Source organism: Anoxybacteroides rupiense (assembly GCF_014196195.1).
GTDB lineage: Bacteria > Bacillota > Bacilli > Bacillales > Anoxybacillaceae > Anoxybacteroides > Anoxybacteroides rupiense.
Map to the genome: position 1 here is coordinate 209,121 of NZ_JACIDF010000003.1, position 12,125 is coordinate 221,245.

Below are 12,125 nucleotides of genomic sequence, written 5' to 3' on the forward strand. Positions count from 1 at the left end.
GTCTTTGCTTTCTTGTTGTGGTACGATGAATGGGGAAAAGTGTAGTGGGGTGAAGTCATTGAATGTTTTAGTAACAGGAGGAGCTGGCTTTATTGGCAGTCACCTCGTAAAAAAACTCCTTTCTCTCGGACATCGTGTTGCGGTGATTGATAATTTCCATCCTTATTATTCTCCAGAACGAAAGCGGAGGCAATTTCAGGTTTTGACAAGCGGATACGATGTGCATCTATATGACGTAGATTTGCTTGACGAGAAACGGACTGAATCCATTTTTAAGCAATATCAACCCGATTGTGTTTATCATTTAGCGGCTTTGCCTGGCGTTCCAAAGTCTTTGCTACAGCCGCTTGATTATGTTGATTATGATATTAAAGCGACGATTAATGTTTTGACTGCTTCAGGACGCTCAGGGGCCAAGCATGTTTTGTTCGCTTCTTCTTCCTCAGTATACGGTAATCAAGAGAGAGTACCACTCAAGGAAGAGATGGCGACAGGAAACGTTATTTCTCCCTATGCTGCTGCAAAATATGGCGCAGAATCATTTTGTCATGCTTATGCTCATTTATTTGGCTATCGGCTTACCATTTTTCGTTATTTTACAGTCTATGGTCCTTGGGGACGGCCGGATATGGCGATCAGCCGATTTATTCATCTGCTTTCTCGCGGGGAAGAAATTGTGGTGTATGGAACGAGGACGGCGCGCGATTATACTTTTATTGATGACATTGTCGACGGGATGGTTTTAGCTTTGCGGCGCAACGGACCAAACGATGCGTTTAATTTAGGTTCGGGACGGCCGATTACAATGGAGCAATTGTTAAAGAAGCTGCGGATTTATTTTCCAAAAATGAGAGTAAACTATGCATCAGAACGAAAGGGGGATGTGAAAGAAACATGGGCCGATATTACAAAAGCGCAGCAGGCTTTCGATTATCGACCAACGATTCCATTTGAAAAAGGATTGGAAAAAACGATTGAGTGGGCGAGAGAATATGAGGCGTAAATACAAGATATATGGGTCATACGAACGATAGGATTTATACTTATGTTTGTGATTATAAGAATGGCGCTATGATATGTTTACTATTTCCGAAGGCGATGAACCAGATGCATTTGTTGATGGAAGGGGAGGGGACTCAAATGAAAAAAGCCTCGAAGTTTGAAAAAATTGCAGCCCGTTGTTGGAATTTATTAAATGAAGGAAAGCCATTTACCCCTATTTTTGTCATTGGTACAATGCTGCTTTATCATAGTATGGATATCGGACAAGGGGAGCATATAAAGCCGCTTTTGCTTGGTTTGCTGCTTGTGCTTCCGCTTTTTGTGATGTATTACCGATATGATTATCCGTTATTTTTGCGGAATTATTTATGGATTCCATACATCGTGTTTTTGCTTGTGTGGCCATTTACCGATGTGAAGCTATTATTGTTAGCTGTCGGGCTCTACTTCTTTTTTACCGTCTTTTTTTGGGGAACGCTCTATTATCATTTGCGAATTGGTACAACCTGGTGGAATTTTACTCGATTTTGGAAGCTTGTATTAAAAAATAGTGATTCGACGAGCGGTAATGCCCAAGAACAGCTTCCGAAATTTTTATTGCTATTGTCCCTTTGGCAATACAGCTATGAGCAGATCAGCATGGATTGGAAAATGATTTCATATGAAGTTCTCGGGCTTTATTACGCTTTTGTTTTTTTATTTTCTTTTATTCTCCATAAATATTTATTTGATTGGAAGCCGAAAGTAATTCCTACCTACACGAATAATGTAGAAGAACCGAAGCGTGCACTCAATGAAAAAGTAATTGTGATCGTCATTGACGGAATGCGGAAAGACCGCTTTGAGCAAGCCGAAGCGCCATTTTTAAAAGCATTGCGCAAGAACGGAACGGAGTTTAAGCAAATGGAGACTGTTTATCCAGCTCGTACGGTCGTTTGTTTTACTTCCATGTTTACGGGCACATATCCATTTGAGCATGGCATTCAATCAAATATGGTATGGAAGCTGGGCATAAAAGTAGAAAGCATTTTTGATTCGCTTAGAAAAGTTGGCAAAAAAGGCCGATTGTTAGGAATTGCCCATCTTGTGGATTCGTTTGGCGCCGATGTTGAAACGGTAACCGCGGTGATGAAGAATGATGTTGCGGATCGAAACATTATAGAACGCGCCAAGTTCATCATGAAGGAGCAAGACCCTGATTTATTAATTATTCAGTTGATTGCAACAGATCAAACAGGGCACAGCCGCGGTGTATTTTACGATGAATATGCTCAAAAAATCGCCGAGGCCGATGCTCTGATTCAAGAATATGTCGAATGGCTCGAAAAAGAGGGAAAATTACAAAACGCCACATTCATTATTTGCTCTGACCACGGTCAATCAGACGGAATTGGGGGACATGGTCATCTTGATGAAGGTGAACGATATGTTCCTTTTTTTATGTATGGACCAACTATAGAAAGCGGAAAACAAGTAGAAGAAAAGCATAGTCTTGTGTCGCTTGCCCCAACGATCGCTTATTTATTGGGAGCACCCTATCCGAGCCATAGCCGTGGACCTGTTCTGATTGAAGCGATACGAAAGAAGGGAAATCATGAAAAAGCAGAAAGTAATCGTATTTCTACCGGCGCATAATGAGGAAGCTGCTATTGCTGAGGTGATACAAAAAGTACCACGTCATTTCCATCCGCTTGTAGAAGTGAGCGTATTAGTGATTGATGATGGGTCAACCGATCAAACAGTAGCGGTGGCTAAAGAAGCAGGAGCGGACTATATATACAAAATGGGGCGCAATTGCGGGCTTGGCGCGGCCGTCAGAAAAGGATTGCAAGAATGCCTGCGCCTTGGTGCTGATATTAGCGTAATGATTGATGCGGATAACGAGTATCCAGCGGAGCAAATTCCGGAATTACTGGCTCCTATTTTTAAAGGGGAGGCAGATTATACGATGGGATCGCGTTTTCTTGGTGAAATTCGCGGAATGAAATGGCATCGCCGCATCGGCAATTATTTTTTCACATGTCTGCAATCTTTGCTCCTACGAACATGGATTTATGACGGCCAGTCGGGTATGCGCGCTTTTTCGCGTCAAGCAATGGAGCATGCGCATATTATTCATGACTATAATTATGCCCAAGTATTGACCCTTCATTTAGTTCGCAAAGGGTTTCGGATGAAAGAAGTGCCCATCCGTTATAAAGCAAGGACAACGGGCCGTTCGTTTATTAAGTTTTGGGCCTATATGTCAGCGGTTTTTCCGGCAATATGGAAAGAAATGAAGCGCCCTGTAAAAAAAGTCGACATCGACTTTACAGCCCATCGATTGCCCGATATGGTTAAAAAGCAATGCTCCTAGCGGGACAGAGCGCGGAATGGATAAACGCGCTTTTCTAAGAAAGGGAGGCTTCGCTCTTTTCAGTAATAAGATAGATTTCTCTCAATCGCAGCTCCGTATGACAAACGCGGCATGGTCGGCTGCCGAAAAGCGGGTGATGGGCTCTGTCGTCTATCTAAAATGCAGCTGAAAGATTGAACGAGCTCCATGGTAGGAAGGCAGGTCCACAGGCTTGCCTTTTTGTCACGCATTCGCGTGATGAAGATTGGAACAGCAAGACCTATTCGTGGGTTGGCCAAGCATTGTTGTTCGGATGCCCGACGGTGGAAAAAGCTCTAAGCTTTATATCGAGGTAAACCTATCAATATCAAATTGCATGAATGCATACAGTGCATGATTGACAGGAATCGTGATAATCATTATCATTGAATATGTGGGAGGAGATCATTGGATGAAGGCGATGCGCTTATTTTTTTGTTTGTTATTGATATTCATTCTCAATTACATTCCGAACCATGTTTTGGCTTATTCATACGGTGATCCAAATCAAGAAAAAATAGCAGAGGCTTATAAACAAATGGCTGAAAAGCTGAATCAGGAGCCGCCAAACTTTTCTGAAGCCAAAACGATTTTTGAAACGGTGAAGGAAGAAATTGAGATGCATATGGGGGAGGAGCCAGTGGAAACGGTGCTGGCTGATATTAAGAAAAAAGATAAAGAAGCGACTATAAAAGATATGAAGAAAGTTCTTGTTTTAAATATTGCCCGCCGTCTTGAAAATATTGAGGAGAATTTTGACCAGTACGAAACAAGTAAACGATTATTAGCGAAAGCGTTTGCTACATATGAAGCCCTTTCTCCCGCTGTTCAATCGCAAGACGCTGAGCTTGATCAACGGTTGCGGGACGAGTTTAATAAAGCGCTGCAATCATTAGGAAATCCGGGATTGTTTGGCGTCGGTCAAAAACAATCGAATGTTGAGCAATTTAAAAAAAGCGAACAAACGATTTTGAGCTCGCTGCAAAAGCAGTTTGCATTGAAAAGCTTAAAAGTTGGGCATTTTTCAGAGAACGCCACTGAAAAAAAGGAAACGGCATCAAGTCAAAACGAATGGACAGATTTATCGAAGGTAAAAAACTGGCTTCCGCTTCTTGTATTAGTGGCGGCTATTGTTGCGGTTGTCATCTATGCCGTGCGCCGGAAACGAAACTGACCGTTTAGAAAGGAGAGCTGCTGATGGAGGTTCAAGCGCTGTTAATTACGTTTCGTGAAGTATTAGAGGCCCTGCTTATCGTCGGAATTATTACCTCTTATTTAAAGAGAGTGAATCATACGAAATATACGAAATATGTATGGCTGGGGGCCGGCTTGGCGGTGCTGGCAAGCGCTGGAGTGGCTCTTCTTTTTCAGGTCGTTTTTACCGGGTTTGCGGCAATGGGCAGCGAAATGTATTTAAAAGTTTCGATTATGCTTGTTTCGACCATCTTATTGACACAAATGGTGTTTTGGATGGCTGAGCATAGCCGCGACATGAAAAGAAATATGGAAGGAAAGATGGATCGCTTTATTACTACAGGAAATGTCATTGGGATGGTGATCCATTCGTTTTTAGTGGTGCTCCGTGAGGGGGTTGAAACGGTCTTTTTCTTTGCAGCCATCACAGGAGGAAATATCAGTGCCGCTATGCAAGGCTGGGGAGCCATTACTGGTGTGCTGCTTGCTGCGCTAGTAAGCTATTTCTTCTTTAAAGGAACGATGCGCATTCCGCTCAAAACCTTTTTTAAAGTCACAGGAGCTTTTATTCTATTGATTGCAGCCGGTCTGCTCGTTCAAGCGATTTCAATGCTGCAAGATTTAAATATTATTGGTAGCGTGATGCCTCATGTATATGATTTAACATGGCTGCTGCCTGAACATCCTATTGATTATGAGCACTATATTCGTGATCACGGGGTGCATCCGCTGCTTTCAGGGAACATCGGCGTCTTTTTAAAAGCGTTATTTGGCTATTCAGCGATGCCTTCTCTTGAAGAAATCGTTGCTTATATTGGTTATTTTGTCGTCATTTCTTTGCTCATTAATAGTCGACACGCAAAAAAGGGGGAACCAACAAGCGCTGATTCGCAAACGCTTGAACCCAAAACGAAGCAAATTATGTAAAAAGTACAGGACATAAAGGTCTTGTACTTTTTCATTTGTGAAGGTGAATGAGATGAAAAAATATTTTCTGGGAAATCATCGATATATGTCATATTTTGGTTTTTTAGCACTGGTTTTGCTGTTTGGAATTGAAATCTACTATGCAAGTCCATATGCTGCATCGTGGGACCAAGTGGATTTTGCCTTTGCTTTAGACCGCTATGATTTATTAGCGATGCAACCTCATTTTCCTGGCTATCCTTATTTTGTTTTGGGAGGAATGCTCGTTCATTCGTTTGTCGCTAATCCGGCAAAAGCTTTATCCGTTTTTAATGTGATGATGCTCGCGTCAGCTTCAGTGCCTATTTTTTTGCTGGCAACACAATATAGTTCAAAAGAAAAAGCATGGATTGTTACAGTGCTAGTGCAATCAGCTAGCTATGTCGTATTGATTTGTCTTCAGCCGATGTCGGACGGAGCGGCATTAGCGGTTTTATGGTGGTATCTATGGGCGATTGAGCGGGCCAAAACTAGGCTTTCTTGGCACGCTCAACTATTGTCTTTGTTTGTATTTAGTTTGCTGTTAGGCATCCGGCTTTCATACGCTCCTTTTGCCCTTGCTTTCGCTTTTGTATGGTATGAAGATTGGCGAAAATATCGAAGAATCTCCCGTTTATTGCTCTTTATTTGTTTTGCCGCCATTTTTCAATCCATTTGGATCATAGGGGTTGCTATGACAGAAGGAGGCTTGATGAGCTTTATTAAACTGGCTTTTTCGTTTACGAATGGGCATTTTCAGGAATGGGGAGGAACGGCCGCAACGGATCAGCAGTCGCTTTGGGAGCGAACAAGCTATTTTTTATTTCATAATATGGTTTGGATTGGTCTCTCTAGTCGTACTTTCGTCTTGTTGACAATATATATCGCGTTATTCGTTTGGGCGTTTTACTCTGTCCGACGCTTCTCTTTTCCGCGCTGGCTGCTTATTTGCATTTTTATGTATGGGATTTGGGCTTTGTTTGCTCAAAATATTGAGAAGCCGCGCCATGCTCTTCCCATTGTTCACTTTTTTCTTTTTTATGGATGGCTTCGTTTTTTGGACAGAGGGATGCCGGCGTATAAGAAGCTGTTTGCTCTCGCTGTTCTTGTGATCCAGCTTGTTGTTGGCACATGGAACTTGCGTGAGCAAGCCTTACACTTGCCAGCCACCTATCAATTAGCATATGATTTACAACAGAGGAAGGAACGGTTTGTTTTGTACACATGGGAAGAAGCGAGGGTGCTCGAATACCTTCGTGTTACCTTTCCGTATGAACAAGCCTTGCATTTTTCATTTTTTTTACAACATCAAACGAACTATCCACATGCTAAAATTTATATAACGGATCATGTAGTGAAGGGATTCCAGTCACAAGGTGTATCGCTGACCGGACATTTGCGGAAAATCAAAACGTATGATTCAAGTAAGCTGGCGGATCCGGTATACGGCAAAATTACACTTTATGAATGGAAAGACTAAGCATTGGAGTGATTATGATGCATGATCACTTAAAAGAGAAGCTATCGGTTTTGCCAGAGCAGCCCGGCTGCTATTTAATGAAAGATAAAAATGGCACAGTGATTTATGTAGGAAAAGCGAAAGTATTAAAAAACCGTGTTCGTTCTTATTTTACTGGAACGCATGATGGAAAGACGCTGCGCCTTGTGAATGAAATAGCGGATTTTGAATATATTGTGACCTCATCAAATATTGAAGCGCTTATTTTAGAAATGAATTTAATCAAAAAATACGATCCAAAATATAATATCATGCTCAAAGATGATAAAAGCTATCCATTTATTAAAATTACAGCTGAGGAGCATCCACGTCTCATTATTACAAGAAAGGTAAAAAAAGATCGCGGCAAATATTTTGGACCGTATCCGAACGTGCAGGCTGCAAATGAGACTAAAAAATTGCTCGATCGCATGTATCCGCTTCGCAAGTGCGCGTCCCTGCCGAACCGCGCCTGTCTTTATTATCATATGGGACAATGTCTCGCTCCGTGTATCTATTCGGTTTCGGAACAACAAAATAAAGAAATAGTGGAACAGATTGTCCGTTTTTTAAACGGGGGACACCAAGACATAAAAAAAGAATTGGTTGAAAAAATGAACAAAGCAGCAGAAGCCCTTGAATTTGAACGAGCTAAAGAATACCGTGATCAAATTGCGCATATTGAAGCGATGATGGAAAAACAGAAAATGACGATGAAGGATTTTGTTAACAGAGATGTGTTCGGCTACTCCTATGACAAAGGATGGATGTGCGTCCAAGTCTTTTTTATTCGTCAAGGAAAGCTAATCGAGCGAGATGTTTCGATCTTTCCGCTGCATCAAGATCCCGATGAAGAGCTGCTCACATTTTTAGGACAATTTTACTCCAAGGAGAATCATTTTAAGCCAAAAGAAGTAATCCTGCCGCTTGAGGTTGACGGAAGCTTGGCTGAGCAGTTGCTCCAGGTGCCTGTTATTCAGCCGAAAAGAGGAAAGAAAAAAGAGCTGGTCGATCTTGCGAGTAAAAATGCAGCGATCGCTTTAAAAGAGAAGTTTTATCTTATTGAACGCGATGAAGAACGAACGGTTAAAGCGGTTGAAAACTTAGGAGTTGCGTTGAACATTCCAACACCGCATCGAATCGAAGCGTTTGATAATTCTAATATCCATGGGGCTGATCCGGTTTCGGCGATGGTGGTGTTTATCGACGGCAAGCCTGAGAAAAAAGAATATCGCAAATATAAAATTAAAACTGTGAAGGGGCCAGATGATTATGAATCAATGCGCGAGGTTGTACGGCGGCGATATAGCCGTGCTTTAAAGGAACGCCTTCCTCTTCCGGATTTGATTTTAATTGATGGAGGAAAGGGACATCTGGCGGCTGTTCGCGATGTGTTAGAAAATGAGTTGGGCTTGGAAATTCCGCTTGCCGGTCTTGTAAAAGACGACAAGCATCGCACATCGGAATTAATCATGGGAGATCCACCACAAATCGTGCCATTGTCGCGAAACAGCCAAGAATTTTATTTGCTGCAGCGCATTCAGGATGAAGTCCATCGTTTTGCTATTACGTTCCATCGCCAGACGCGAGGAAAATCGTTATTTCAGTCCGCGCTTGACCACATTCCGGGAGTTGGAGAAAAGCGAAAAAAAGCGCTTCTTAAGCATTTTGGCTCTTTAAAAAATATAAAAGAAGCGACGATTGAGGAGCTGCAAAAAGCGGCGATTCCTCGCGCAGTTGCTGAAAAAATTTATGAAAAGCTGCGAGAATAGTATTGTCAATTGGAGAAAAAGCTGATACAATCACCTTAATTGCATATTTATACACTTCTAAGCACAGAAGTGAAGATAGAGGTGCGAACTTCAAGAGTAGGCATTTGGAGGAAAATGGGTTCCAAAGAAAAATGCCGAAAGGGGAGGCTCGCCGAAGTGGGGGAAGTCTCATTGCTTTTCCTGCTGGTCCTGCGTTTAAGAAATGTAGGACTGTCAAGATGACCCATCTTGGAGAGCTATCTCACTGTGTGGAGCGAATTCGTTTCTTTTCTTATTTCGTTATGCACAGCAATGAGAAGCCTCTCATTGCTGTTTTTTATTTGTTTCTATACCGGTATGGATGCTGAAATCAACATTTTAAGAACAAGGGATGAGAAAAATGGGAATGATTGTGCAAAAATTTGGCGGAACGTCTGTAGGATCTATTGAACGTATTCAGCATGTCGCTGATCGAGTAATGAGCGAGGTGCAAAAAGGACATCAAGTGGTCGTTGTCGTTTCAGCGATGGGAAAGACGACGAATCAGCTTGTGGATTTAGCCAAACAGCTAACGTCCCAACCTAGCAAGCGGGAGCTGGATATGCTTCTTTCGACAGGGGAGCAAGTGAGTATTGCCCTATTAGCGATGGCTTTGCAAGAAAAGGGGTATGCAGCTGTTTCTTTAACGGGCTGGCAAGCTGGAATCAAGACAGAGACTGTTCATGGCAATGCTCGCATTATAGATATCGACACAACGAGAATTCATCAATATTTGCAAGCAGGACAAATCGTCATTGTGGCTGGTTTTCAAGGAGTGACGGAAAAGGGAGATATCACGACTCTTGGTCGCGGCGGTTCTGACACGACAGCTGTAGCTTTAGCGGCCGCTCTACAAGCGGATAAGTGCGATATTTATACAGATGTGACAGGAGTGTTTACTACCGATCCGCGCTATGTAAAAGCAGCGAAAAAGCTAGAGGAAATTTCCTATGATGAGATGCTAGAGCTGGCCAATCTTGGAGCAGGAGTGCTTCATCCGCGGGCTGTAGAGTTTGCTAAAAATTATCAAGTATTGCTGGAAGTTCGTTCGAGTATGGAGGAAGAGAGCGGAACAACGGTAAAGGAGGATGTTTCAATGGAACAGCATTTAATTGTCAGAGGGATTGCTTTTGAAGATCAAGTAACAAAAGTGACGGTCCAAGGGCTCCCGCACGAGTTGCCTATGTTGCCAACCGTTTTTACAGCGTTAGCGAATCGCGGGATTAATGTCGATATTATTATTCAAAACACAACTAATAGCGGAGCAGCAGCTGTGTCGTTTTCCATTCGCACAGAGGATTTGCTTGAGACTTTGCAAGTGTTGGAATCATTCAAGGGAGCAAAGATAGAATATGAAAGCCAACTGGCCAAAGTATCGATTGTCGGCTCAGGAATGATCTCTAATCCAGGTGTAGCTGCACAAATGTTTCAAGTGTTAGCGGATAAAGGGATTGAAATAAAAATGGTCAGCACGTCCGAAATCAAAATTTCAACCGTCGTGTCTCAAGAAAATATGGTTGCAGCAGTAGAAGCGTTGCATACGGCGTTTCAATTGGATGAAAAAGCCGCCGTGCGTTCATAACCAGACAAGACCGTACTGCTCGAAATCATGGCAAGCGTTTTGAGAGCGAAGGTGCATTCAATCGTGCTGTGCCGACTGTTTTGACTAAAAAAGCAAGCAAATGCTTGCTTGCCTCAAGTGGTAGACAAAGTCAAAATCGACTTTGTCTACCACCATTTTATACGATTCTTCTATCATAGTGGTAGTTCTACATCAAACTGGCTTGAAGGCGCTTGGCAGACAAGAAACGCCAGCCGAGTGAAGACGCGAAGCGAACCCAAACGTTCATGAGCGACGAATGAGGCCCGTGACGCAGGATGAAGCGTTTGTTAACAGTCTAAGGCAAGCAAATACGTATACTTGCCTTTGTTCTTGTCGTGCATCGATAGGCTAATACAATTGAAAAGGTGCAGAAAATCTGTCTATTCAGCAATTTCGTGTTTACGGTCCCATTTCACAGTAAAAGTCACTTTTTGATCACGCTTTTTTTGCTGCTCATATGCTTCCGAGACGAAGCGTTTTTGCTGTTCAATCTGCTGTGCGAGAAAGCCGGCCTCAAGCTGAAATGAACAGTGAGCATTCATGGCGATCCGAGCGGATACCGCGGGCCCTGTCAGCTCGATTTCTAATTCATCTTGGCGTTCTTTGATGACAGCGAGCGTACCCCATCCTGCTTTTTCAAAAAATAAAATGATGTCATCGAATGTTTCTAAGGGGTAGCAGCGCGCTAAATGCTTTCCCGCCCAATATAAAATGCTGTCGGTTTCTTTGCCAAGCAAATCGGGAAGAAGGACTTCTCGAATTAGATGATATCCAAATAAAGGAATTTCAACGTGCTGTAATGCTTCATAGTGTTCCTGAAATGAATGTGTTTTCACATAATTCCCCTCTTTCTATCAAACATTATAGCCGAACAATGAGAAGAAATCAGTATTTTTCTTTCGATTTTTGCACAAATATTGTTTTAATTTTCAAACGATTGAACATTTTATGAACTCGTTTTCTTGACGCTACTACATTGTGGGAGTACAATGGATGTGACGCGTGATTAATGGAAATGGAAGCATTTACAGTTCTATTAATCATTTAGTTAGTGTGGATGGGGAGTGCATAAATCTTTTATTATCACTATTTAAAAAGGGGGTATACTATATGGCAGGAAATCGAGAATTTTTTTACCGCCGACTCCATTCATTACTAGGGGTTATTCCGGTTGGAATTTTCCTAGTCCAGCATTTAGTAGTGAACCACTTTGCGACTAAAGGTCCAGAATCATTTAACCGGGCAGCATCATTTATGGAACATTTACCGTTCCGCTATTTTTTAGAAATATTTATCATTTTTTTGCCTTTGCTGTTTCATGCTATTTATGGACTTTATATCGCTTTTACCGCTCAAAACAATGTGGGCAGATTTGGATATTTCCGAAATTGGATGTTCATGCTTCAACGGCTGACAGGAATCATTACGCTCATTTTTGTCACGTGGCACGTATGGCAAACACGTGTACAAGCTGCTTTTGGAGCTGATGTGAACTACGACATGATGGCCAACATTGTTGACAATCCTTTTATGCTTGCTTTTTATATTGTCGGTATTTTGTCAACGGTGTTCCATTTTTCGAATGGGCTATGGTCTTTCTGTGTAAGCTGGGGATTAACAGTTACTCCTCGTTCACAGCAAATTTTTACTTACGTGACGATGATCATCTTTGTAGCGCTTTCAATCGTTGGCATTCGTGCCATTTTAGCATTCGCTTAA

Annotated in this window: 10 protein-coding genes and 1 riboswitch; of the genes, 9 read left to right on the forward strand and 1 reads right to left on the reverse strand. The window is 42.2% G+C overall.

The genetic code is table 11. The features are described 5' to 3' along the window. Nucleotides 1-58: 58 nt before the first annotated feature. From GGQ95_RS06960 to GGQ95_RS06995, 8 genes are all read left to right on the forward strand, one after another. Nucleotides 59-1,003 (forward strand): NAD-dependent epimerase/dehydratase family protein, encoded by a 945-nt coding sequence (locus GGQ95_RS06960; protein WP_183186532.1) that lies wholly within the window; start codon nt 59-61, stop codon nt 1,001-1,003. A gap of 137 nt (nt 1,004-1,140) precedes the next feature. Next, nucleotides 1,141-2,637 (forward strand): alkaline phosphatase family protein, encoded by a 1,497-nt coding sequence (locus GGQ95_RS06965; RefSeq protein WP_183186533.1) that lies wholly within the window; start codon nt 1,141-1,143, stop codon nt 2,635-2,637. Next, nucleotides 2,597-3,358, forward strand: coding sequence for a glycosyltransferase family 2 protein (locus tag GGQ95_RS06970; RefSeq protein ID WP_080862101.1), 762 nt, complete (start codon nt 2,597-2,599; stop codon nt 3,356-3,358). The genes GGQ95_RS06965 and GGQ95_RS06970 overlap by 41 nt, the downstream gene beginning before the upstream one ends. A gap of 430 nt (nt 3,359-3,788) precedes the next feature. Then, a complete protein-coding gene (locus GGQ95_RS06975) occupies nt 3,789-4,550 on the forward strand; it encodes a hypothetical protein (RefSeq protein ID WP_066146312.1) in 762 nt (253 codons plus the stop codon). 23 nt (nt 4,551-4,573) lie between these two features. Continuing rightward, nucleotides 4,574-5,497: an FTR1 family iron permease gene (locus tag GGQ95_RS06980; RefSeq protein ID WP_044742972.1), complete on the forward strand. Its 924-nt coding sequence runs from the start codon at nt 4,574-4,576 to the stop codon at nt 5,495-5,497. Between the two features lie 52 nt (nt 5,498-5,549). Beyond that, nucleotides 5,550-6,995: a nucleoporin-interacting protein gene (locus tag GGQ95_RS06985; RefSeq protein WP_183186534.1), complete on the forward strand. Its 1,446-nt coding sequence runs from the start codon at nt 5,550-5,552 to the stop codon at nt 6,993-6,995. A 17-nt stretch (nt 6,996-7,012) separates the two neighbouring features. Next, a complete protein-coding gene (uvrC, locus tag GGQ95_RS06990) occupies nt 7,013-8,785 on the forward strand; it encodes an excinuclease ABC subunit UvrC (RefSeq protein WP_183186535.1) in 1,773 nt (590 codons plus the stop codon). Nucleotides 8,786-8,853: 68 nt separating this feature from the next. Then, nucleotides 8,854-9,032: riboswitch (Lysine riboswitch) on the forward strand. Between the two features lie 132 nt (nt 9,033-9,164). Beyond that, a complete protein-coding gene (locus GGQ95_RS06995; RefSeq protein ID WP_183186536.1) occupies nt 9,165-10,385 on the forward strand; it encodes an aspartate kinase in 1,221 nt (406 codons plus the stop codon). Nucleotides 10,386-10,786: 401 nt separating this feature from the next. On the opposite strand, the gene GGQ95_RS07000 is transcribed toward GGQ95_RS06995, so the two are convergent. Continuing rightward, a complete protein-coding gene (locus GGQ95_RS07000; protein WP_044742968.1) occupies nt 10,787-11,242 on the reverse strand; it encodes a YslB family protein in 456 nt (151 codons plus the stop codon). Nucleotides 11,243-11,516: 274 nt separating this feature from the next. Between GGQ95_RS07000 and GGQ95_RS07005 the strand changes: the two genes are divergently transcribed. Continuing rightward, nucleotides 11,517-12,125: a succinate dehydrogenase cytochrome b558 subunit gene (locus GGQ95_RS07005; protein WP_044742967.1), complete on the forward strand. Its 609-nt coding sequence runs from the start codon at nt 11,517-11,519 to the stop codon at nt 12,123-12,125.